At 65.2% G+C, this 24,382-nt stretch carries 15 protein-coding genes; 4 read left to right on the forward strand and 11 right to left on the reverse strand.

Translation table 11 applies throughout. The features are described from left to right. Positions 1 to 87: 87 nt before the first annotated feature. A complete protein-coding gene (locus ABWW33_RS24595; protein WP_353404129.1) occupies positions 88 to 1,389 on the forward strand; it encodes an MFS transporter in 1,302 nt (433 codons plus the stop codon). Here the strand turns inward: ABWW33_RS24595 and ABWW33_RS24600 are convergent, their stop codons facing one another. The 10 genes from ABWW33_RS24600 to ABWW33_RS24645 all read right to left on the reverse strand — a co-directional run bounded on the left by ABWW33_RS24600 (position 1,390) and on the right by ABWW33_RS24645 (position 17,452). Next, positions 1,390 to 3,828 carry a chemotaxis protein CheW gene (locus tag ABWW33_RS24600; RefSeq protein ID WP_353404130.1) on the reverse strand — a complete coding sequence of 813 codons (2,439 nt, stop codon included), beginning with the start codon at positions 3,826 to 3,828 and terminating at the stop codon, positions 1,390 to 1,392. A 207-nt stretch (positions 3,829 to 4,035) separates the two neighbouring features. After that, complete coding sequence (locus tag ABWW33_RS24605) at positions 4,036 to 4,323, reverse strand: PsiF family protein (protein ID WP_176655422.1); 288 nt, start codon at positions 4,321 to 4,323, stop codon at positions 4,036 to 4,038. Positions 4,324 to 4,453: 130 nt separating this feature from the next. Next, positions 4,454 to 5,041 (reverse strand): hypothetical protein, encoded by a 588-nt coding sequence (locus ABWW33_RS24610; RefSeq protein WP_353404131.1) that lies wholly within the window; start codon positions 5,039 to 5,041, stop codon positions 4,454 to 4,456. Between the two features lie 181 nt (positions 5,042 to 5,222). Next, positions 5,223 to 8,363, reverse strand: a complete 3,141-nt coding sequence (gene pulA / locus ABWW33_RS24615) for a pullulanase-type alpha-1,6-glucosidase (RefSeq protein WP_353404132.1) — start codon at positions 8,361 to 8,363, stop codon at positions 5,223 to 5,225. Between the two features lie 185 nt (positions 8,364 to 8,548). Further along, positions 8,549 to 10,060 carry a tryptophan halogenase family protein gene (locus ABWW33_RS24620; protein ID WP_176655425.1) on the reverse strand — a complete coding sequence of 504 codons (1,512 nt, stop codon included), beginning with the start codon at positions 10,058 to 10,060 and terminating at the stop codon, positions 8,549 to 8,551. Positions 10,061 to 10,075: 15 nt separating this feature from the next. Beyond that, on the reverse strand, positions 10,076 to 11,104 hold the full coding sequence (locus ABWW33_RS24625; protein ID WP_353404133.1) for a cupin-like domain-containing protein: 1,029 nt from the start codon (positions 11,102 to 11,104) through the stop codon (positions 10,076 to 10,078). Beyond that, positions 11,097 to 11,798: a SapC family protein gene (locus ABWW33_RS24630; protein ID WP_353404134.1), complete on the reverse strand. Its 702-nt coding sequence runs from the start codon at positions 11,796 to 11,798 to the stop codon at positions 11,097 to 11,099. The genes ABWW33_RS24625 and ABWW33_RS24630 overlap by 8 nt, the downstream gene beginning before the upstream one ends. A 21-nt stretch (positions 11,799 to 11,819) precedes the next feature. Then, the gene (locus ABWW33_RS24635; RefSeq protein WP_353404135.1) at positions 11,820 to 13,343 is read right to left on the reverse strand and encodes a tryptophan halogenase family protein; all 1,524 of its coding nucleotides are present in this window, start codon (positions 13,341 to 13,343) and stop codon (positions 11,820 to 11,822) included. 90 nt (positions 13,344 to 13,433) lie between these two features. Then, positions 13,434 to 16,397: a TonB-dependent receptor gene (locus tag ABWW33_RS24640; protein WP_176655428.1), complete on the reverse strand. Its 2,964-nt coding sequence runs from the start codon at positions 16,395 to 16,397 to the stop codon at positions 13,434 to 13,436. Positions 16,398 to 16,582: 185 nt separating this feature from the next. Further along, complete coding sequence (locus ABWW33_RS24645; RefSeq protein WP_353404137.1) at positions 16,583 to 17,452, reverse strand: glycoside hydrolase family 16 protein; 870 nt, start codon at positions 17,450 to 17,452, stop codon at positions 16,583 to 16,585. Between the two features lie 181 nt (positions 17,453 to 17,633). On the opposite strand from ABWW33_RS24645, the gene ABWW33_RS24650 reads away from it, so the two are divergent. Continuing rightward, complete coding sequence (locus tag ABWW33_RS24650) at positions 17,634 to 18,446, forward strand: polysaccharide deacetylase family protein (protein WP_353404138.1); 813 nt, start codon at positions 17,634 to 17,636, stop codon at positions 18,444 to 18,446. Positions 18,447 to 18,453: 7 nt separating this feature from the next. Then, positions 18,454 to 19,518: a LacI family DNA-binding transcriptional regulator gene (locus ABWW33_RS24655; protein WP_176655430.1), complete on the forward strand. Its 1,065-nt coding sequence runs from the start codon at positions 18,454 to 18,456 to the stop codon at positions 19,516 to 19,518. 3 nt (positions 19,519 to 19,521) lie between these two features. Here ABWW33_RS24655 and ABWW33_RS24660 read toward each other — a convergent pair whose 3' ends face one another. Then, positions 19,522 to 21,531 (reverse strand): S9 family peptidase, encoded by a 2,010-nt coding sequence (locus ABWW33_RS24660; RefSeq protein ID WP_353404139.1) that lies wholly within the window; start codon positions 21,529 to 21,531, stop codon positions 19,522 to 19,524. A 273-nt stretch (positions 21,532 to 21,804) separates the two neighbouring features. Between ABWW33_RS24660 and ABWW33_RS24665 the strand changes: the two genes are divergently transcribed. After that, entirely contained in the window at positions 21,805 to 24,351 is a 2,547-nt protein-coding gene (locus tag ABWW33_RS24665) for a TonB-dependent receptor plug domain-containing protein (RefSeq protein WP_353404140.1), read from the forward strand. The last annotated feature ends 31 nt before the right edge of the window (positions 24,352 to 24,382 follow it).

Here is a 24,382-nt window from a genome sequence, read left to right on the forward strand (position 1 = left end):
GTTGCGCGGGGGCTACGTTCTCGCTGAAGGGCAAATGAAAGGAAAGCGGCGTATCATCGACGCACTGTTTTCTCCGCAGAGTTCATCATGACCACCGCCAGCCAGCCCCGCCAGTCCCGCTTCAGCACCGTGTTCCGCGTCGTCAGCGGCAACTTCATGGAGATGTTCGACTTCTTCCTGTTCGGCTTTTACGCCAACGCCATCGCCAAGGCCTTCTTCCCCAGCGGCGACGAAGTGGCCTCGCTGATGATGACCTTCATGACCTTCGGCGCCGGCTTCTTGATGCGGCCGCTGGGCGCGATCATCCTCGGCGCCTACGTCGACCGCGTCGGCCGCCGCCAGGGTCTGATCGTCACCCTGGCGCTGATGGCGCTGGGCACCCTGCTGATCGCCTGCGTGCCCGGCTTCGCCAGCATCGGCTACCTGGCGCCGGCGCTGGTGCTGACCGGCCGCCTGCTGCAGGGCTTTTCGGCGGGCGTCGAGCTGGGCGGCGTGTCGGTGTACCTGGCCGAGATGGCCACGCCGGGGCGCAAGGGCTTCTACGTCAGCTGGCAGTCGGCCAGCCAGCAGGTGGCCATCGTCGCCGCCGCGGCGCTGGGCTATGCGCTGAACCAGTGGCTGTCGCCGGCCGAGGTGGGCGCCTGGGGCTGGCGCATCCCGTTCTTCGTCGGCTGCCTGATCGTGCCGGTGCTGTTCGTGATCCGCCGCTCGCTGCAGGAGACCGAGGAATTCAAGGCGCGCAAGCACCGGCCGGAACTGAAGGAGATCTTCCAGTCCATGCTCAACAACTGGGCGCTGGTCATCTCCGGCATGATGCTGGTGGCGATGACCACCGTGTCGTTCTACCTGATCACCGTCTACACGCCGACCTTCGGCAAGAACGTGCTGCACCTGAGCACCAGCGACGCGCTGATGGTGACCTTGTTCGTCGGCCTCTCCAACTTCTTCTGGCTGCCGGTGATGGGCTCGCTGTCGGACCGCGTCGGCCGCCGTCCGCTGCTGATCTGCTTTACCGTGCTGGCCATCTTCACCGCCTATCCGGCGCTGCACTGGCTGGTGCAGTCGCCCAGCTTCGGCCGCATGCTGGGTGTGGAACTGTGGCTGTCCTTCCTGTACGCCAGCTACAACGGCGCGATGGTGGTGGCGCTGACCGAGGTGATGCCGGTGGAGGTGCGCACGGTCGGCTTCTCGCTGGCCTACAGCCTGGCGACGGCGGTGTTCGGCGGCTTCACGCCGGCCATCGCCACCGGCCTGATCGAATATACCGGCGACAAGAGCGCGCCCGGCTGGTGGCTGACGTTTGCCGCCGTCTGCGGCCTGTGCGCCACGCTGCTGCTGTACCGCCGTCAGCAGCGCCAGCAGCGCCACGCCGCCGGCGCCGCCGCCTAGCTAGCCGGCCTGCGCGCCTGTCCGCAGGCGCGCGAACAGCCGCTCGATATCGATCTCCTGTATCAGCAGGTCGCCCTGGTTGGCCTTGATCAGGCGCGGCGCCAGCGCGGCGTCGCCCGAGCCCAGCGGCGATCCGGTCATGTCTGTTTCGTCGAAGCGCTGCACCGAATGCAGATCGTCGACCATCAGGCCGATGGTGCTGCCACCCAGGCGCACCAGCATCACCTGGCTGTCGCCGGTGACGGCGCCGGGCCGGCCGCTGACCAGCAGCGCCAGGTCGAACACCCAGACAAAGTGCTTTTCGCCGCCGGCCAGCGGCACATCGAGCATGCCGACGCGGGCCGGATGGCCGCCGCTGCTGGTCCGCTGCACCCTGGCGAACGGCACCGCCTCCTGTATCCGCGCGGCCGCCAGCGCCATCAGCGTGCCGCCGGCATAGAAGATGGCGAAGTCCGGGCCGGTGTCGCCGCGGCGCTCGATGCGCGCCGCGGGCGCGGCCTGCTGGCCGTCGCGCACCGGGCCGAACGATTCCAGCAGCACCGCCAGCACCGGTTCCTCGACGCCGTCGGCGGCGCGGAATTCGCGGTAGCCCGCCGCCCGGGTGCAGGCGGCGATCACGTACTGGCCGTTGTGCGCCATGATGCGCGAGACGCTGGCGCCGGCGTTGGCGTCGGCCGCCGCCAACAGCGACGGATCGAGATCGAGCTGGCTGCCCGGCGCGCAGGCCGGGTCGCTGCCGGCCAGCACGCGGCCGCCGGGCGTGACGAAGAAGGCTTGCATGTTGGCGCGCGCCGCCACGCCGCTGAGCAACATATTGTGCAGCTCCGGCCCGGTGTCGAACACGACGCCGATGCCGCCGACCACTGTCGCCGGCTGGTCCGGATGGCGGATCGCCGCGTGGTAGACGAAGGCCGGTTCGCCGCCATACAGCGCCGACGGCGCGAACGGCTGCGGATAGTGATCCAGTTCGCCGCGCAGCGCGCACACGCGGCCCAGCGTGGCGCCGTCGATGACGGTGCCAATGGCGTCCTGGCTGCCGGTGCTGGCGACGATGCGGCCGTTGCGGTCGTAGACGAACAGCCGCGCATACACGGTGTACAGGCTGTTGATGTAGGCCAGCACCTGGCCCATGGCGGCGGTCTGCGCCGCCGACGGCTGCGCCAGGCCGCGCCGCAGCTGCGCCGTCAAGGCCCACCAGCGGCAGTCATTGGCGCGCTCGTACAAGTTACGGTCCAGCATGTCGACCAGCAGCTGCGAGGTCAGTTCCGCCTCGCTCAGGCTGGCGGAGAGCACGGTCTGGTACAGGTCCTGGATCGAATGCGAGAACAGCTCGTCGCTGCGTTCGCCGGTTTCGGTGATCTGGTCCAGCACCGTATTGAGTTTGCCGGCGCCGCCGCCATCGCCGCCGCTGGCGGCGCTGGTGACCTTGCCGTTCCAGACGATGCGCTCGATGGTGCGGGTGGTACGCGTGACGGCGCTCATCAACTCGTGCAGCGTGGGGCTGAAACTCTCGGCATGCGACAGCAGGCCCTGGATCAGCTGCGGCGGCACGCCGGCCAGCGCGTTGCCGCCGTGGCTGTGGAACGCCAGCTCCAGCGGTATCATCAGCTGGCCTTTCCAGCCGGCCGGGCCGGGATAGCCCTGGTAGCCGGCGGAGCCGAAGGTGCGCACCAGGTATTCGCGGCCGCCGAACATCAGCGGCTGCGGCGCGCCTTGCTCATTGGTCGGGACCTTGACGCCGGCCGGTATCCACAGGGGATCGGCGCTGGCGATGACGCGGTCCTGCGCGTCGAGCAGCAGCATGTTGGCGCGCTGCGAGGGATCGCGGTAGGCGTCGAAGATGGCCTCCATCTCCTGCTCGAAATTGAAGCACAGGCACAGCACGCCGGCAGGCTCGCCGGTCTCCGGGCGCAGCATGCGGTGCGAATACACCAGCGCGCGCGGCTTGCCGGGACGCAGATCGGTGGCGCGGAAGGTTTCGACGTAGCCGGGCGCCTCCAGCGTCTGCGCCAGCAGAGGATCGTGGCTGCGAGCGACCGGAATCGCGGGATCGGCCTGCACCAGCACGCGGCCTTCCAGGTCCAGCAGCAGGATCTGGTCGTAGACGGTGTACTTGTCGCGATAGCTGGACAGGCGTTGGCTGGCCTGGGCCTGGTCGCCATCGAGGCCGGCGACAAAGCGGCACAGGTCGACGTCGGTGGCGAGAAAGCCGACATCGGCGGTGCGCTCGTACAGGTTGCGCACCAGGATGTCGATCGCGTAGCGCGCCTGGGTGCCCAGGTTGGCCAGCACGTGGCGCACCTTTTCCTGCACCAGATTGGCCACCAGTGCACGTTCCAGGTGCGCGAATCCGGTGCGGGTGGCCACCATGGCCGGCAGCAGCAGGCGGGCTTCGGCGGGGCAGTTCATCTTCGCGGAGGACTCGATAAGTCTCCACATCTGATTCAATTCCCGCAGCGACAGCTCGCAACGGGCAACATCGGACATATGGGGTAGGAAGACGTCCGAGCTGGCTTCTTGGTTAGGGGTCATCACCTTGAGTTAATCACAAAGAATATATTTAAAGCAATTAATGTGCCATGGGAAATACTCGACGCCAATAAAAAACGCCATCACAGGGATGGCGTTGGTGGCGGCGGCTGGTGCTTATTTGTTGCTCAGGCATTCCTTCATGAAGGCCTTGCGCTCATCGCCTTTTTTGCCGGTGGCGTCGGCATTACATTTTTTCATCTTCTCCTGCTGGGTCACCTTCGGCGCCGGTGCTTCGGCCTTGGCGCTCAGGCATTCCTTCATGAAGGCTTTGCGCTCATCGCCTTTCTTGCCGGTGGCGTCGGCATTACAGGTTTTCATCTTGCTCTGCTGGGCGGTCGGCTCGGCGGCAAACACGGCGCCACTCAGGGACAGGATCAGACTGGCAACGAACAGTTTTTTCATTTTCAATTCCTCGGAAGTCGAATGACGGTAGGCGCGGCATGGCTGCTTGCCACATGATTACTATAACTGACTTGGCAACGGCCGGCCATTCTTTATCAAGGGCCGGCAAGTTACGGCGAGGTATCGAAAATCAGAATGCGATGTCTTCGGCGCGGTAACGGAATCTTCGCCGCTCGGGGAGATCCCATCCCGGATCGAAATCTGGCTTCGCCGGCCGCGCAGATGGTGCGGTGTCGGCGTGCGGTGCTTCCGCTATCGCGGCAACAGGAGCTATGACCGGAGGCGCGCCGCGCGCCTGCGCAGCCAGCTCCTTTCGCAGCAGCGATGCCATCTTGAAGTGCTTTTCGCCGGGGCGACGAACCGATAGATCAAACCAGGCGTTGCGCGTGGTGCGCGCGAACGAACGCGCGAACCGGTTTGGCGACACGGCTTTGCCCTCATGGATGATCTCGTCGCCTTCCACGCGGGCATAGTTATGCTCGCCGTAGCTCCAAGACCGCAAGATGGTGCCCTCGGGAAGAAACAGCGACTTCCATTGATAGCCCCTCGCGCCGAAGCCGTCCTGCGCATGGCTGCTGTCGCTGCATCCATCGAGCCAGGATTCGACGGCACCGGTAATCGCTTCCGACAGGTCCTGCGATCCGCCGCGATTCTTCAGGCGCTCGACGAGGCGGAGCAGGGTATCGGTAGGAAGCTGCACACTCAGTGTGGTAAACATACGCGTTTCTCCTCTCTTTTCTTCTCTCGTCCTCTCTTTAGACCTCCAATTTTGGAGGAAGTTCAAAAAGAGAGGAGAAATAAGGGAAATGAGAAGAAAAGAGGGGCGGATGGAGGCCGTTTACCACACGCACTTGTAGCGACTACCCCCTATGCGTATCCTGCACGCAAGGGGGGGTGTTTTAGTCGTCCTCGTTTTCGTGCGAGCCTTTTTCAACGAATACCACGGTGCTGCGCGGCGGGATCGTGAAGCTGCCGGTGGCGCTGGCGTAGGTGGCGGTGCGGGCCAGCGTGTCGCTGCCGGACTTGCGCTGCACCTTGTGCACCCTCAGCTTGCGGCCCGCCAGTTCAGGCACGGCGATCGTCTTGGCCACCTTGTCGACGTTGAACAGCGCGACCACCGACTTGTACTTCGCGCCGGCGTAGCGCTGCGGATGCTGGCCGTCGATGCTCATGACGATCAGGCCAGGCACCTGCTGCGGCCCGGTGTTGTGGAAGCGCAGCCGATCCGACACGTCCTTCGCCGTGCGCAGGCGGAACAGCGAGCTGTCCTGGCGGATCGCCAGCAGGTCGTTCATGGTGTCGCGCGCGCTGACGATGGCGGCGCTGTCCGGCTTGATCAGCGCGTTGGCCAAAATCGGCGACATCAGCGGCCAGTTGTCCTGGTTGACCGCCGCCAGCGGCAGGCCGACGCCGAAATTGTTCGACTGGTAGCTGTAATCGAGCTTGTTGAACCAGTCGCCGGCGTCGTAGCTGTCGCGGTCCATCGACTTCGAGCGCAGGATTTCCTGGCCGGCGTGGATGAACGGTATCCCCTGCGCCAGCACGTTGATCGCCGCGCCCAGGTTCTGCACGCGCACGCGGTCGGCCAGGCTGGTCGCTTGCGGCAGCTTGTAGGCGTTCAGGTCGAACAAGGTCTGGTTGTCGTGCGCCTCGATGTAGTTGATGGTCTCCGAAGGCTGGGCGGTGAAGCCGGCCTGCTGGCCAAAGTAATCGATCTCCGAGTTCTTGCGCAAGGTGCCGGTGCGGTCGGTGAAGCTGTAGTCGCGCAGGGTGCCGGACAGCCCCACCTTGACCAGGTCGCCCAGGCGCAGCAGGTCGTCCTTCGTCTGCGTCGATTGCGCGTTCGGATCGTAGAACACGCCGTTGATGAAGCCCTGCTGGCTGATCAGGCTGGCGCCGCTGTCGCAGCAGCCGCCGCCGCGGATGGTGTCGCGCAGGCGGTCGTTGAAGGAGCCGATGCCGCTGCCGTACATATTGGCCTGGCGCGCCTGCACGAAGCGGGTGTCGTTGCCGACGGCGCCGAAGTTCCACGCTTCGCCGTACAGGTAGATGTCGCGGCCGGCCGCCTTGTTGACGGCAGCCTGCAGCTGCTTCATCACCGCCAGCGGCGTGAAGCCCATGATGTCGAAGCGGAAGCTGTCGACCTGGTAGTCGCGCGCCCAGGTGCTGACGGAATCGATCATCAGCTTGGCCATCATGGCGTTCTCCGCCGCGGTGTCGGCGCAGCAGCTGTCGTTGGTGATGCCGCCGCCCGCGTTGAGGCGGTAGTAGTAGGTCGGCACGATCTTGTCCAGCACCGACAGCGGTCCCTGCTGCGAGGCGCTGGTGTGGTTGTAGACCACGTCCATCGTCACGCGCAGGCCTTGTTCATGCAGGCCCTGCACCATGGCGCGGAACTCGCGCACGCGCACCGCGCCGTCGTTGGCGTTGGACGAGTAGCTGCCTTCCGGCGCCGTGTAGTGCACCGGATCGTAGCCCCAGTTGAAGCAGTCGGTGCCGCGCGCCGCTTCCACCGCCGCCTGCTGGTCGGGCGCGTTGGCGGCGGCGTTCGGGATCACCGGCGTGGTGCAGCCGGCCTCGTTGACGCTGGCGATGTCGAAGGTCGGCAGCAGGTGGACGTGGGTCAGGCCGGACTGCTGCATGGCGCGCAGGTGGCGCATGCCGTTCGAGCGCTCGTCGGTGAAGGCCAGGTATTTGCCGCGGTGCGCGGCCGGCACGGTGGCGTCGCCGACGCTGAAATCGCGGATGTGCAGTTCGTACAGGGCGATGTCGGTCGGGCTGTCGAGGCGCGGCACCGAATGGTGGTCCCAGCCGTCCGGCTTCAGCGCGCGGCTGTCGAGGTTGGCGACGAAGCTGCGCTGGCTGTTGGCGTTCAGGCTCAGCGAATAGGGATCGGTCACCGTGTTGCTCACCAGCGTGTTGCCGGCCCAGCGCGACAGCACCTGCACGTTGTAGGTGTAGTAGTAGCGGTTGACCCAGCTCGCGTCCGGCGCGGTGTAGCTCCACACGCCGCTGGCGGCGTTCCTGGTCATCGCGCGGGTGACGGTGCTGGCGCTGGTGGCGTCCGGATACAGGTTGAGGCTGACCGACTTGGCGGTGGGCGCCCACACGCGGAAGGTCGGCGCGCCGTTGCGCTCGAAGCTGACGCCCAGCGTGGCGTTGGCGGCGGCGCCGGCAAACACGCTGTCGAGCATGCCGCTCATCTGCAGCGACGTCACCTGCAGCAGCTTGCCGGCGGCGTCGAACTGGGCCACGGCGAACTGGCCGCTGGCCTTGGCCGCGATGCCGGCCGCGTCCGCGGCGGACATGGTCAGCGCGGTGGCGCCGGCCAGGTGCGGATACTTTTGCCGCAGCGCGGCCGGCAGGGCGGCGGCGGTCAGCGCGATGCTGCCGTCGGCGCCGCTGACGCCGGCCACGCCGGAGCCGAGGCCGCCGTTGGCCGCGTAGTACAGCTTGTAGCTGGCGCCGCCGGCGGGCACGCCCGGCCAGGCCAGCGTGTCGGCGGCCAGCCAGTGCGCGCTGGCGTTGTTCAGGTTGCCGAAGGTGAGGGCCGGCTGCGTGCTGTAGACGGTGCAGTCCGCTTCCAGCATCCACACTTCCTGGCCGGCGCTGCCGATGTTGGCGTTGAAGCCGGCCGACTGGTCGTTGCCGCAATTCTTGTTGCCGCTGCCGTCGGTGACCAGGAACCAGATCGCCGACTTGCCCGTGTCGACGGGGATGTCGACGTAGCCGCCGAAGTCGTCGCTCTGGGTCATCATGAAGCGGCCGCTGATCCAGGCCGGGCTCGGATTGAGCGGGCCGTCCCACGAATAGACGCCCCACTGGCTGGCGTCGTTCTGGGCGCGGTGGTAGTGCATGCGGATGCTGCCGGCGGCGACCGGGGTGGCCGCGGCCATGACGACGCGGCCGCCGAGCAGCTTGGCGGCCGGTGCCGCGGCGCCGCCCTGGGTGTCGCCGCCGCCGCAGGCGGCAAGGGCCGCCAGCATGCCGGCGGCAGCCATGACTTTCAGATGTGAAACTAAACTACAGCGCAATTCCATGCTCGTCTCCTGTGTTTTATAGGTATTAACCTCCTATCCTCTGCGGGATGGATGGGTTTGTAATATTACTACTTAAAAAATAGCGCAAAGACAAATATTTCAATCGGGTGTTGCGTGGCGTGCACAGGCAAAAAAAACGCCACCCGGAGGTGGCGTTTTGCGCTTGCCGCTGGTGTTGCGAGCGGTCAGGCGGCCTTGCCTTCAGAGCGGCCGCAATAGCGCTGCACGTAGGCTTCGTGCGTCGGCAGCTGCACCACCGTGCGGTCGACGGCGGACTTGATGCTGCCGAGGAAGCCCTTGAGCTCCTGGTCGCTCATCAGGTCGGCGGTCTGGTGGTGGGTGCGCGGCATGATGCCTTGGCCCAGCATCACCTGGATCCACGAGTTCTCCGCGAACAGCTCGTTCGAGATGCGGAACACGCGGCCCGTCTCGCGGAACAGGTCGATGCGGTGCTGCAGCGAGGCCGGGATGCTCATCTCGCGCGCGTCGATCCAGAACTGCGAGTCGGTGCGGTTGTTGACGTGGTAGTGCAGGATGATGAAGTCGCGGATGTGGTCGATCTCGCTGTTGCACTGGTTGTTGAACTCGTCGATGTCGTGCTGGCTGATGCCGTCGGCCGGGAAGGTCTGCATCAGCCGGATCACGGCGCGCTGGATCAGGTGGATGCTGGTCGACTCGATCGGCTCCAGGAAGCCGCTGGCCAGGCCGACGGCCACCACGTTGCCCTTCCACGTCTGGCGGCGCTGGCAGGGCTTGAACTTGATCACGCGCGGCGTGATCAGGGTCTTGCCGGCCACGTTGCCCAGCAACTGCTTCATGGCCGTCTCGTCGTCGAGGTAGCGGCTGGAATACACGATGCCGTTGCCCACGCGGTGTTGCAGCGGAATGCGCCACTGCCAGCCGGCCTGGTGCGCCATCGAGCGCGTCAGCGGTATGGCGTCGCCCACCGACTCGGTCTGCACGGCGATGGCGCGGTCGCAGAACAGCCAGCGCGACCAGTCCTCCAGCGGCTCTTCCATGGCCTCGCCGATCAGCATGCCGCGGAAGCCGGTGCAGTCGATGAACAGGTCGCCTTCGATTTCCTGGCCCGATTCCAGCACCACCGAGCGCACGTCGCCGCTGTCCGCGTGCTTGGTGTAGCGCACGATCTTGCCTTCGATGCGCTGCACGCCCTTCGGTTCGCTGAAGCGGCGCAGGTATTTGGCGTAGCGGCCGGCATCGAGGTGGTAGGCGTAGTTCATGCCCTGGTTGGGCAGGTGGGCAAAGCGGCTTTCCAGCGAGGCCTTCAGCTCCAGGCAGTAGTCGCCGTAGTCGCCGGCCAGGCCGCGCTCGACGCCCTTGTGCCAGAAATGCTGGAAGCCGGCCGTCCAGTGGTCGGTGCCGGTGGTGCCGAAGGAGTGGATATAGTCCTGCTTGACGTCGCGCCAGCTTTCGAAGCCGATGCCCAGCTTGAAGGTGGCCTGGGTCTCGGCCATGAATTCCTGCTCGTTGAGTTCAAGCAGGTTGTGGAAGTTCATCAAGGTCGGGATGGTGGCCTCGCCGACGCCGACCGTGCCGATCTCGTCGGATTCGATCAGTTTGATGTCGAGCAGCTTGCCCAGCACCTTGGAGATGCCGGCGGCGGCCATCCAGCCGGCGGTGCCGCCGCCGCAGATGACGACGCGGCGCACGGGTTGGCGATTGTTCGGGTCACGCATGGATTGGTTCCTTGATTAGCGGTTCATTTTTTTCAGCAGCTGGGCGCGCAGGCCGCGCGCGCCGTCCGCGCTCAGCGGCGACAGCACGCTGCGCGCGGCCGGCGGGATATGGGCCGCCGTGTCGTCGTCGGCTTCGAAGATGTAATGGCGGAAAATCTCCTGCCACGCCTTGCGCTGTGCGGCCGGCAGGTCGCGCATGGTCAGGAAGGCCATCATCAGCGCGTTGGTCGGCGTGTCCATGTAGTCGGGCGACTGGCGCCACCAGTAGTTGACCAGCACGTTGAACGCATCGAGCGCCTCGATGTGGTGCCACCACATGCTGGGGATGAAGATGGCGTCGCCCGGCCCGAGCTCGGCGCTCTGCGCGTGGCGCAGCGCCTCCGCGTATCGGGGATGTTTGCCGAAGTCGGGGGCGACCATGTCCACCAGGCTGATGGCCTGGCCGGCCGGGGTGAAGTCCAGCGGGCCGATGTACAGGTTCTTCAGCTGTTCGGGTGGGAACAGCGTGAAGCGGCGGTGGCCGGCCGCCACCACGGCGATATTGTCCGGCAGGTCGTAGTGGGCGGCGATGCGGGTGCGGTTGCCGATCCAGATGCTGGCCAGCGCGTCGCGCCCGCCGAGGTTGAGGTCGTTGTGCTCGCGGAAGCCCGGCAGGCAGGTGTCGATCGAGGTCGAGCCGACATACACGGTGGGCGGCGTGGCCATCGCCGCCTTGGCCTCGATCTCGTCCAGCACGCCGTTCAGCTTGGCGTACACGGGCTGGAAGTTGAAGCCGCTCAGGTCGTCGTTGTAGAAGAAGCGGCCGCCCGCTTCCGGCGCGCCCAGCATGGCGCCCACGGTGGCGTCGCGGTAGTGGCTGCGCAGGTAGGCGTCGCCCTCGCGGTCGGAGGCCAGCGCGGCGCGCACCATCGGCCAGCCGGCGGCCAGGCCGCGCAGCACCAGCGGCTGGGTCGCGGTCAGGATCTCGTCGCTCAGGTCGTTGGCGCCCAGGCCGTGGACCTCGCGGATGGCGCTCGGCCTCACGTTGGACATCACATCAGGCATGGGCGGCGTTCTTGCGGTCGATGAGGGCGCGGAAATTCGACAGCGAGGCGATCACCAGGTAGATCGCCTGCAGCAGGCCGGCCTGGTGCAGGCTGGCGATGGCGTCGCCGCCCAGCGCCGCCAGCTTGTCCTCGTTGATGGTGTAGAAGCCGACCAGGCGGTTCTGCGAGCCGTCGTTGAGCTCGATGTCGAGGACGAAGCTTTCCAGCAGCTCGTGCTCGAGCAGCGCGGCCAGCAGCAGCGGCGTGCCCTGCAGGCCCTGGTGGATGGCGAACAGCATCGAGTTGATGTTTTCCAGGAAATCGGTGTTGCCGCCGTGCGGCTTGAACACTTCGCGGCCCTCGTCCTGGCTGACGCGTGGGTTGTCGAGGTCGATGTGCACCATCAGCTCCTCGCCGCCGACGCCGATCAGGAAGGGCTGGCGCTCGACCAGCATCGGCAGGTAGGGCGCGTCCCAGCGGTCGCCGTGGAGGAACAGGTTTTCCCCCTCCTGGAAGCCGAACAGCGCGATCGGCTCGAAGCCGAGGCCGTCGGCGGTCTTGCGGAAGACGATGGGGTAGCAGGCCTGTACGTCGCGGAATTCCGACGGGAAGGTGACGGACGACATCAGGCTGTCGCCGTACTCGGCGCCGCGCTTGGTGATGACGCGCAGATTCTGGTGGTCGATATTGTTCAGCAAAACGGTGTTGGTCATACTGTCTCTCTATGTCTCTGGTTATATTTTTTGCAAGCCGTGACGCTTGATATGGTCGATCAGCGCGCGGTTCGATGGTAGCGCACCCATCATTTTATGCGTTAATGTAGCAGCTTCCCGGAAATAGCTGTCCGCCATCGCCGCCTGGCCCGGTTTCGCGGCGCCGAATTCGCTGCGGAAGCCCATGCCGTACAACACGTACTGGTAGCTGGCCGACGGGAACACCTCCTCGATGCGGTAGAAGTCGCTGCGCGACGGCGCGCGGTGGCGCCACAGGGTCAGCAGCTCGGCCAGGCGCTCGGGCACCGTCTCGGTGTTGTCGCGCCAGTAGGCGCTGTCGCGGCGCCGGCTCAGCACGTAATGCAGCTTGAGGAAGTCGATCACCCGTTCCCAGCGGTAGGTGAAGGCTTCGTTGAAGCGCCTGGCCACGATGGCCATCGCCTCGCGCGTGGCCGGCAGGTCGTCGCTGACCATGGCGGCCGACATTTCCACCAGTGCCAGCGCCGACGCCTCCAGCGGCTCGATGAAGCCGGCCGACAGGCCGATGGCCACGCAGTTGCGGTGCCAGAACTCGGCGCGGTAGCCGGGATTGAAGCTGAGCTTGCGCGGCTGCGGGATGTCGGCCGGGCCGCCGGTGTCGACGATGTAGCGGCGCAGCTCGGCCTCGGCCTGGTCGTCGCTGATGTGGGCGCTCGAATACACGTGGCCGGTGCCGCGCCGGGTCGGCAGGCCGATGTCCCAGATCCAGCCTGCGCTCTGCGCGGTCGACGAGGTCTGCGACGCGATCGGGGTGTCGTCGCCGGGGTAGGGGATTTGCACCGCCAGCGCCGAGTCGTTGTACAGCACATGCCGCTGCGAGATCAGCGGCACCTGGTAGTGCTGGCCCAGCAGCAGCGACTGCATGCCGGTGCAGTCGATGAACAGGTCGCCTTCGAGCGCGCCGTGGGCCGCCGTCCGCAGCGAGGCGATGTCGCCGTTGTCGTGCGCATTGACGCCGGTGACGTTGTCCGCCACGAACACCACGCCCAGCTTTTCCAGGCAGTGCTTGCGCAGGAACAGGCCGAACTTGCCGGCGTCGAGGTGGTAGCCGTAGTTGGCCACCGACGAGAATTCCGGCGTCACCACCTGCTTGGGCGCGCGGCCGTTGACGCACAGGTGCGGCTGGAAGCTGACCAGGTCGGCAAACGGGACCTGCGGATGCTGCGCCTGCCACTGTTCGGGCAGGTTGACTTCGCCATAGCCCTGCGGCAACACGAAGGGGTGGAAATAGTAGTCGTGGTCCGCTCCGTCGACCCAGCGGTTGAAGCGCGAGCCCTGCTTGAACGAGGCGTCGCACTCGCGGAAGAAGTCCGATTCGGACACGCCGATGCGGCGCAGCGTGTCGCGCATGCTGGGCCAGGTGCCTTCGCCCACGCCGATGGGCGGTATGTCGGGCGATTCGATCAGGGTGACCTGCAGCGCGGAACCCTGGTGCTCGGCCGCGATCAGGCCGGCCGTCAGCCAGCCGGCCGACCCGCCCCCCACAATCACGATGCGTCGGACCATATTGTTATCTGAGTTGGTGATGAGATTGCCTGAAGTCTAACTGAAAAGACCGCTGACGGGCAGCGGTCTTTTGGTTGCGACGGACGCGGATCAGAACTTGTAGCGGGCGCCGATCATGTAGCGCGGACCAGCCTGCGTGACCGAGTCCACCGACTGCTGGGTACGGCCATGGACGCGGGTGATCGAGTTGCCCACGTTGATGCCCTCGAGCTGGAAGCTCAGCTTGTCGTTGTAGTTGTAGCCCACGCTGACGTCGACCTGCCCGTACGCCTCGACATACTGCGGGTTGGGGCCGGCGCCGTCGAAGGTCGACGACAGGAACTCGCCGCGCCAGTTGTAGGCCAGGCGCGCCGTCCACTTCTTGTCTTCGTAGATGCCGACCACGTTGGACGAGTTCGACAGGCCGACCAGCGCGAACTGCTCGCCGATCTTGGCGTTGTCATACTTCAGGCCCGAGTGCACGTAGGTGTAGTTGGTCGACACGCCGAAGCCGCTGTTGCCGAACATGTGCTGCAGGTTCAGCTCGACGCCGTTCAGGCTGGCCTTCTTCTGGTTGGAGAAGGAGGTGATCTGGAAGTTGGCCACCGGATCGCCTGGCTGGCCGACGATGGTGCCGGTGGCGTTGCCCGACGGATCGTCCGCGCCGCGCGTCACGCCCGGCGCGCCGTTGTGGTTGCGGAAGATGTAGTTGCGGATGCAGGTGGTGTCCGCGTTGCCGCAGCCTTTGGCCAGCGCCTCGTTCCAGAACGTGCCGCCGACCGGCGTGTGCAGGTTGAACGGCGTCGCGTTGATCATCGACTGGCCGGCGTAGTTCTCCAGGTTCTTCTTGAAGTAGCCGACCGAGAAGAAGTTCTGCTTGCCGTAGTACCACTCGTAGGACAGGTCGATGTTCTTCGACTTGACCGGTTTCAGCGCCGGGTTGCCCTGGTTGCCGGTGCCGCCGTTGGTGCGCACCAGCGAGTTGAGCGTGGTGCCGCCCTGGATCTGGTCGTAGCGCGGACGGCCGATGGTTTCGCCGTAGCTGAAGCGCAGCTTTTGCTCCTGGCTCAGCTCGATGTCGGAGTCAAAGCTCGGCAGGAAGTGGTGGTACTTGCCGGTCAGCGTGGTGAAGGTCGGATCGCCGAAGGTGATCGGCAACTCGTTCTGCGACACCCAGCGGATGTCGACGGCGGCCGGCACCAGCGCGGTCGAGACCACGTCGGTGGTTTCGTAGCGGCCGCCGATCGCGGTGCGGATTGGGAACTTGGTGTCCCAGTCGGTGTTGAACTGGATGAACGCGGCCTTGGATTTCTCTTCGGTGCGGGCATCGTTGTCGAAGGTGGTCTTCGGCAGGTACAGCGCCGGCAGGCCGGACGCGGTGGCCGCCAGCTGGCGCACCTGGGCGAAGTTGAAGGTGTAGAACTGGTTGAACAGGTTAGGGCTGTTGCTGCCGTCGATCTTGTCGAAGTACTGGCGCACGGTCTCCGGATGCCAGACGCTGCTTGGGTAGTCCGACGGCTTGGTGGCGCCGCCCCAGGTGTCGCGCTGCTGGTTCGAGAACGCCGAGCGGTTGTCGACCTTGGTCGCGGTGGCGCCGAACTTCAGTTCGGAGTCCTCCAGCACCTTCCACGCGCCCTTGACCTGGGTCTGGTCGACCTGGCCCTTCATGTAGCCGTTGGTAAACACCGAACCGGTCACCTGCTGGCCGGCCTTGGTGAAGTCGGCGCCGACGATGCTCAGCACCGGGAAGTCGTGGGTGAAGTCGGCCGTCGTGTCGCCGCGGCTGAAGCTGGCGGTGCCGAGGGTGTTGCTCGAGCCGAAGGGGCTGTCGGCCATCGATTCGGCGGTCGAGTGGTGGGTGTCGAGCTCGAAGCGCAGGTCCTTGGTCGGCTTCCACACGGCGTTGAAGCCGAGCGACTTGTTCTGCGTCTTGGTGGCGAAGTCGGCCGCGCCCATGGCGATGTCGCTGTTGCCGCCAGGGATAAGCTCGGTGTACACCAGCGGGCTGGACACGGGACCCTTGGTCCACGAGCTCTTCGAATCGCCGAAGTTGAACCAGGCCGACACGTCGTTGCGCTTGGTCTGGATCTTGTTCTCGGAATAGGTGTAGTCCAGCGTGGTGACCAGCGTGTCGACCGGCTTGTACTGCAAGGTCAGCTGGGCGTTGGTGCGCTGGCGCTTGACGCCGTTGAAGTTGTAGTTCAGGTTTTGCGGCACCGAGTAGATGTCGGTCGGGCCGGGGCGGTTGGTGATGTTGGCCGCGCCCGCGCTGCCCGGCTGGGGTATCGTGCCCCAGTTGTTTTCATCGCCGCGGAACGGGCCGCGCCAGCCGTTGCCCACGGACGCGGTGTTGTAGCCCAGGTTGCGTTCCTGGTAGCTGCCCGAGATCGACACGCCGAACTTGTTGTCGGCGAAGGTGTTCGAGTAGATGCCCGACAGTTCCGGCGAGGCCGAGCTGCTGGCCTGGACGTCGTGCGGCAGGTTGTCGTTCGAGGTGTCGTACACGCCCTTGGCGCCTATGCTCGCGTGCATGCCGGGACGGTCGAACGGACGCGCCGTCATCACGTTGACGGTGGCGCCGATGCCGCCGGTCGGCGCTTCGGCGCGGCTGGTCTTGTAGACCTGCAGCTGCGAGATCGCTTCCGACGCCAGGTTGGCGAAGTCGAAGGCGCGGCCGTTCAGGTCGCCCAGGTTGGAGGTCGGCATCTGGCGGCCGTTCAGCAGCACCAGGTTGAAGTCGGGACCGACGCCGCGCACGGTGATCTTCGAGCCTTCGCCGATGGAGCGGTCGATCGACACACCGGAGATGCGCTGCAGCGATTCGGCCAGGTTGGTGTCGGGGAACTTGCCGATGTCCTCGGCCACGATCCCGTCGACGATACCGTCGGAATTGCGCTTCAGGTTCATCGACGAGAACAGACTGGCGCGCAGGCCGGTCACTACCACGCTCTGGACTTCCGGCGCCGCGTCGGCCGCCTTGACCGGCGCTTCCTGCGCCATGGCCGGGGCGGCCGCGGCGCAGGCGCTGGCGACGGCCAGGCTCATTAATTTCTGTCGTGTCTTTGGATAATGCATGTTATCTCCTGTGTTTTTATGAACAGCTCGCTTGCCACTACCGAGATCGCTATGGAAACGTTTCCATGATGATTTGTCGAATATTAAGATTGAGCCCCAAAATTGTCAATCGAAGTCCGCTGGTCTGGTGTGATACGGCCATGCCATCGGGTAAAACCGTGCTGCTGGTGTTGTAAAAAAATCGCTCAAGGCTGGTAAACCCTGACGTACTCCACTTCCATTTGCTGCGGCAAACCGGCGTCGTCGACCACGCCCCCCAGGTCGCCGCCGATGGCCAGGTTCAGCAGCAAATACTGCGGGCTGCTGAACGGCCATTTCTGATAGTCGCCATCTTTTGGATTGAGCAACTGAATGTAGTTCCTGTCGTCCACGCCGACCACCACGCGCTCCGCGCTCCACGTCAGCTGGTAGTTGTGGAAGGCGCCGCAGGCGTCGGCCACCGTGGTGGCGGCGGTGTTGGGCGTGCCCTTCGGCCAGTTTTGCGCGCCGGTGTAGATGCTGCCGAGGATCTCGGCCGGCTTGTGGCCCACGTGCTCCATGATGTCGATCTCGCCGTCGACCGGCCAGCCGCCCTTGGTGCCCAGCATCCAGATCGCCGGCCAGGTGCCCAGGCCGCACGGCAGCTTGGCGCGCACCTCGATGAAGGCGTAGGTCCAGCTGGCCTTGCCGCGCGTGACCAGGCGCGCCGACGTGTATTGCTGGCCGCCGTAGTCGGCCATCGTGGCCAGCGCTTCCTTGCGCGCGGCGATGATCAGCTTGCCGCCGCTGACGCGGCTGTTTTCCAGCCGGCCGCGCGCGTAGTACTGCAGTTCGTGGTTGAACCAGCCGGCCTTGTTGTTGGCGGTGTCGTAGTCCCATTTGGCGGCGTCGGGCAGGCCGTCGACGTCGAACTCGTCGGACCAGGCCAGGTTCCAGCCGGCCGGCCTGCCGCCGGCGGGCAGGGCGGAGGAGGGCGTGGCCGGCGCGACGGCGACCTGCGCGGTCGCGGACGAGCCGCCGCCGCCGCATGCGCAGAGCAATACCACCGCCGTCATCAACGCCGCCTGTCTCATCATTCTCTGTGCCCCCTGGTTTTTGGAAAGGTTTCCATTTGGTGTGGCAAATATAGCACCGAACGAATTTCAAAGTCAATTTGCAATGCCACATAAACCACAGCGCAAGCGCAGCGGTTTTTCGTTGACAGGGGAAATCAACCCGTGCACCATGTGGGAACGTTTCCAAAAAGAGACACTTTTCATGCACATCACACGCTCGATCGCACTGGCCGCGGCTTTTTTGCTGGCGCAAAACGCGGCGCCGGCCGCCGACGCCCACGCCGATGCCTATCCGTGGCCGCACGGCGCCAGGGCGGCCGTCAGCCTGGCCTATGACGACGCCCTCGACTCCCAGCTGGACCACGCGATACCGACGCTGGACAAGTACGGCCTGAAGGCCACGTTCTATCTGCAGCTGTCCAATCCCGCCGTCGACCAACGCATGGCGGCCTGGCGCGCGGCGGCCAGGCACGGGCATGAGTTGGGCAACCACAGCATGTTCCACCAGTGCTCGCTGTCGGCGCCCGGCCACGAATGGGTGCAGAAGCACCGCGACCTGGACACCACCTGCGCCGAGCAGATGAAGGACCAGATCCTGACCGCCAACACCATGCTGTTCGCCATCGACGGCAAGCGCGAGCGCACCTACACGGCGCCGTGCGGCGAACTGATGGCGAACGGCGTCAACTACCTGCCGCTGGTGGCGCCGGCCTTCGTGGCGGTCAAGGCCGGCGGCGGCGACGCGGTGGTGCCGTCGATGGCGGCGCTCGATCCGTACGCGGTGGCGGTGATGGCGCCGGTCGGCCTCAGCGGGCAGGAGCTGATCGCGCTGGTCAAGCAGGCGGCCGAGCGCGGCACGATGATCAACTTCACCTTCCACGGCGTCGGCGGCGACTACCTGACCACGTCGGCGGCCGCGCACGAGGAGCTGGTCAAGTACCTGGCGGACAACCGCAAGCTATACTGGACCGACACCTTCCTCAATATCATGACCTACGTTAAAAAGAAAAAGTGACGCTATCGTGGCCACCATCAAAGACGTAGCCCGCCTCGCGGGCGTAGGACTGGGCACCGCCTCGCGCGTGGTCAGCGGCAGGGGATCGGTGTCGCCGGCCACGCTGGCGCGGGTCAAGGCGGCCATCGAGCAGCTGGGCTTCCGCCCGTCGCACGCGGCGCGCAGCCTGTTGTCCGGCTCCAGCCAGATGATAGGCGTCTACATCCCCGTGCTCAGCGGCACCTTCTACACGCCCATCCTGCAGATCATCGACAACGAGCTGCGCATGGCCGGCCTGCACATGGTGGTGGCCTTCGGCGCCGGGCTCGGCGGCGCGCGCCAGCAGGCGATCGAGGGCATCGACTTCCTGATCGAGCGCGGCTGCGACGGCCTGATCCTGATGACCAATGTGCTGCAGGAAGAGGACATCGCCGCGCTCAACCCCAAGCAGACCAGCATGGTGGTGCTGAACCACAGCTTCGACAGCATTGCCGACCGCTGCTTCACGGTCGACCACACCTTGGGCGGCAAGATGGCCGCGCGCGCCTTGCTCGACCACGGCCACCGCCAGATCGCCGTGGTCTCCGGCCCGGCCAGCCTGCCCGACAACGTGGTGCGGGTGGATGCCTTCATGGAAGAGTTGCGCGGCGCCGGCGTCGAGGTGGAAAAACTGTGGGTGACCGAGCGCGATTTCTCGCCGGCGGGCGGCTGGTCGGCGGCCAAGGAATTGATCGAATCGAAGACGCCGGTGACGGCGATCTTTTGCGCCAACGACGAGATGGCGGCCGGCGCGCTGTCCTATCTGCAGGAGGCCGGCATCCGCGTGCCGCATGAATTGTCGGTGATCGGCTACGACGACACGCCCAGCGCCGAGTTCTCGGCGCCGCGCCTGACCACGGTGCACATGCCGTGGCGCGAGATGACGCAGAACGGCATCAATGCGCTGCTGAACCGCTGCTACGACCTGCAGCGCCCCGTCACGCGCGGCTACCCGGTGACGATGACGCTGCGCGCCTCGCTGGCGGCCATCCCAGCTCCAGCCTCAGCCACGGCTGCCGGCGCCAAGCCCGCGCGCCGCAGCCGCAAGGCCTGAGCCTTACTGTATCGCTTCCTGCAGGCCCGGCGCGAACTCGGCGCCATGCTTGATCTGCGCGGTCGATGCCTTGACCGCGCCGCCGATCGGCTCGGCGCGGCCGCCCAGGCATTTGCCCAGGAAGTTTTCCGTCACCGCGTTGAAGGCGATGTTGTTGACCGGGCGCGCGAAGCCGTGGCCTTCGTCCGGGAACAGCACGTAGGTGACCGGGATGTTCTTGGCCGCCATCGCCGCGACGATCTGGTCCGACTCCTTGACGTTGACGCGCGGATCGTTGGCGCCCTGGCCGATCAGCAGCGGACGCTGGATGTTTTCGGCGAAGTTCAGCGGCGAGCGTTCCTTAAGCAGCGCCTTGCCCTCGTCGGTGGTCGGGTCGCCCATGCGCTTGTAGAACTGCTGCTTGCCCGCTTCCCAGTACGGCGGGATGGTCTGCAGCAGGGTGAACAGGTTGGACGGGCCGACGATGTCGACGCCGCAGGCAAAGGTGGTCGGCGTGAACGCCATGCCGGCCAGCGTCGCGTAGCCGCCGTAGGAGCCGCCCATGATGGCGACCTTGTCGCTGGTGGTGATGCCGTTCTTGACCGCCCATTGCACCGCGTCCAGCAGGTCGTCATGCATCTTGCGGCCCCATTGCAGGTCGCCGGCCGAGATGAAACCCTTGCCGAAGCCGGTCGAGCCGCGGTAGTTCACCGACAGCACCGCGTAGCCGCGGTTGGCCAGCCACTGGTGGTAGCCGTTGTAGCCGTAGCTGTCGCGCGCCCACGGGCCGCCGTGCACCAGCAGCACCATCGGCACCGGTTGCGAGGGCTTGCCGGTGCCGGCCGCGTTGACCGATTTCGGCAGGGTCAGGTAGGACACCAGCGTCAGGCCGTCGCGGCTCTTGATTTCCTGCGGATACATCTGCGCCAGCGGCGCGCCTTCCAGCTCCGGACGGACGACGTACAGCCGGGTCAGGCGCTTGGACTTGCGCTCGTACAGCCAGGTCGAGGCCGGCGCGCTGACCTGGTCGACCGACACCAGCCACTTGTCGTCGGCGTCGGTGCGCGAGCCGATGTAGAACTGGCCCTTGATGTTTTTCTTCAGGAAGGCCAGGTCGGCTTTCAGGTCGGCCGACAGCGGCAGGTATTCGTGCTGCAGATACTCGGCCTCGTAGGCCTGCACCTTGCCGGTGCGGGTGTCGAACAGGCCGTCGGTGATGTCGGCGCGCTTGTCCTGCGCCACCATGGTGAACTTGCCGCTGGCCACATCCTGCGCCATCAGCGCCGCCGTGTCGCGCCCGCGCGAATCGATCCAGTACAGCGTCTTGCCGTCGGTGGTGAAGCCGCGCGGGCCGGTGGTCTGCGAATCGTCCAGGCCGACCTCGACGACGGGCGTGGCCTCGACCTTGCCGTCGGCCACGCGGTAAAACGCGCTGCCGCCGTCGCCGCGCGGCTTCTCGGCCAGACGCAGGTTGAGCATGTCGTCGGCCAGGAAACCGCCGTAGCCGTCGTTCTGCTGCACCAGCGTCAGCTTGCCCGTGGCCAGGTCCAGGCTGTGGACGTCGTGCCATTTCGGATCGCGGTTGTTGATGCCGATGAGGATGCGGTCCTTGATTTTTGTGCTGATCTTGACCATCTTCACGCGGGTTTTTTCAAACGGCGTGTAGTTGGTCTGCTTGCCGCTGGCGACGTCGACGCCGTACAGCAGGAAATTCTCGTCGCCACCCTTGTCCTGGATGAACATCAGCACCTTGGAATCGGGCGACCAGAAGCTGGTGCGGATCGGCCGGGATTTCTCCTCGGTCAGCGGCTTGGCTTGCGACGGATCGCTGGCCGGCGCCACCCAGACGTTGAGCACGCCGTCGCGCGGCGCGATCCAGGACAGCCACTTGCCGTCCGGGCTGAGCCTGCCGCCGGACTTGCTGGGGTTGCCGAAGATTTTCGCGCGCTCGATCAGCGGCGTGGTGTCGGGAGACTGGGCCTGTGCCGGCAGGGCGGCGGCCAGGAGGATGGCGGGCAAAACGTAGCGAATCATGAGGTCCTCGGCGTGTTGTTGTGTGCGGAGCGCAGGAGGATAGTCGCAGAAATAATGCAAGATTGACATCTAAACACGACAGGTAGTTGTTAATTTGCAGCATGAATCTGGTTTCACTCGCGACTTTGCTGGAAACAATAGACGCCCAACAATGATGTCTATACATTCATTCCTTGCAATACCAAGCCACACAGACACACAAAACCATCGATAAAACAAAAGAGATAGAGCGAGATGATGATGAAGAAGAACTTTCCCTTTGCAGCCTTGTTGTTGTCTGCAAGTCCTTACCTGCTGGCCCAGGCGCAGGACGCCGCCCAAACCGCAGCTGCCCAGCCTGCTGCCACCACTGCCGCGGCGGACGCCACGCCTGACGACATCCAGAAAGTCGTGATTGTTTCCACCGGTAGCCGCGGCGCCCAGCGCACGCTGGTCGACACCCCGGTACCTATCGATATCATCGGCGCGCGCGAGCTGAGCAAGACCGGCCAGGCCACGCTCGACAAGGCGCTGCAGTTCCGCGTGCCGTCGTTCAACACCGTGCAGACCCCGGTCAACGACGCCACCTCGCTGCTCGATCCTTACGAGATCCGCAACATGGGTCCGAGCCGCGTGCTGATCCTGATTAACGGCAAGCGCAAGAACTCCAGCGCGCTGATCTACACCCAGACTTCCCCAGGCCGCGGCGAAAGCGGCGCCGACATTTCCGCGATTCCACCCGACGCGATCAAGCGCATCGAAGTGCTGCGCGACGGCGCATCGGCCCAGTACGGCTCCGACGCGATCGCCGGCGTGGTCAACATCATCCTGAAGGACAACGCCGAAGGCGGCTCGATCACCGCGCGCGGCGGTATCACCCACGAGAGCGACGGCAAGATGGGCGGCCTGAGCCTGAACCAGGGCCTGGCGCTGGGCGACCGCGGCTTCGTCAACTACACGGTGGACGTGTCCAAGATCAACCTGTCCAACCGTCCGGGCAAAGTGGACGCCAAGGGCGAGGCCGGCGACTTCGGCGCCGACCTGGCCACCCAGGTGCAGCCATTCCTGACCGCCCATCCGGACGCCGGCAACATCAACGGCTCGCCGGCCACCCGCGCGGTCAAGGCCGAAGTCAACACCCGCTACGACCTCAGCGACACCACCAGCCTCTACGGCAACGCCGCCTACATCAACAAGAAGGTCAACAGCTTCGCCAACTACCGTACCCCGTACTGGCGTCCGACCGACTACGGCCTGCTGCACCCGGCCGGTTCGCCGTACGTCGGCTATGTGCCGACCTTCGTCGGCACGCTGGACGACTACAACGCCACCGGCGGCACCAAGTTCATGCTGGGCGACTGGAACGCCGATGTCAGCCTGACCTACGGCGGCAACAAGCAAAACTACGAAGTGAGCAACTCGGTCAACCGCGGCATGCAGGACGACTACCTGGCCGGCAAGATCAAGACGCCGTCGCCTACCCGCTTCGATGCGGGCGGCGTCGAGTTCTACCACTGGGTGCTGAACGGCGACATCTCCAAGCAACTGACCAAGGACGTCAACTTCTACGCCGGTACCGAGCTGCGCCACGAGAACTATGAGACCATCGCCGGCGATTTCGCGTCCTACTACGGCAGCGGCGCCGATTCGTACGCCGGCAATTCGCCGCAGAACTCGTTCCCGTCGTCGCGTTCGAACTACGGCGCCTATGCCGGCGCGACCTGGGACATCTCCCCGGCCTTCCTGGTGGACGCCACCGGCCGCTACGAGAAGTACACCGACTTCGGCAGCGCCTTCGTCTGGAAAACCTCGACCCGCTACAAGATCAACGAGCAGTTCACGCTGCGCGGCTCGGCATCGACCGGCTTCCGCGCGCCATCGCTGGCGCAGATCTACACGCAGAAGGCGCAGTACTCCTTCGTGGCGGGCGGCGCGATCCAGGTGTCCGGCCTGGTCAACAACGTGTCCGATGCCGCCGCGGCGCTGCAAGTGCCCAAGCTGAAGGCTGAAAAGTCGAACAACATCACGCTGGGCCTGGGCTTCAAGCCGGACAACAACACCAGCATCACGCTCGACTACTACAACATCAAGGTCAAGGACCGTATCGTCCTGAGCACCGAGATCAAGCCGACCGGCGTGGCCACCAATCCGCTGGATGTGCAGCTGAACAAATACGGCATCGTCTCGGCCAGCTTCTTCGTCAACGCGCTGACCAGCCGTACCGAAGGTATCGACTACGTCGCCTCGCGCAAGAACATTCCGCTGGCCGACGGCAAGCTGACCTTGAACCTGTCCGGCAACTACTCGCTGAAAAACGAGCGTGACGGCGCCGTCAACAACCCGGCCCTGATCGCCGCCGCCGGCCAGTCGGTGCTGAACCCGACCACCGAGGCGCTGATGTTCACCTCGCGTCCCAAGTTCAAGACCATCATCGGCGCGGACTGGGATTACAAGCAGCTGAACCTGTCGCTGAACAACACCGTCTTCGGTCCTACCCATTTCCGCAACGCCGGCATGGATGAGAACCTGGAAGTGGCGTTCAAGACCAAGACGGTCACCGACTTCGCTGTCAACTACAACCTGACCCCGAGCATGACGCTGTCGTTCAACGTCAACAACATGTTCAACGTCACGCCGAGCTGGCACTTCAATGCGCTGAACTCGAAAGGCCAGGCCATCCTGGACAGCAAGGCAATCGATCCAACCTATCAGCTGACTCCGGCGCAAATCCAGAGCAACCTGGTGACCTTCAACGGCCGCTACTCGATGGTGACCTACGACGGTTCGCAGTTCAGCCAGCTGGGCCGCACCTTCGCCGCATCGCTGAACTACCGCTTCTAAGCTTCATCGGGTAGTTGCAGCAGAAAAATCG

This window comes from Duganella hordei, from assembly GCF_040369125.1.
Lineage (GTDB): Bacteria > Pseudomonadota > Gammaproteobacteria > Burkholderiales > Burkholderiaceae_D > Rugamonas > Rugamonas hordei.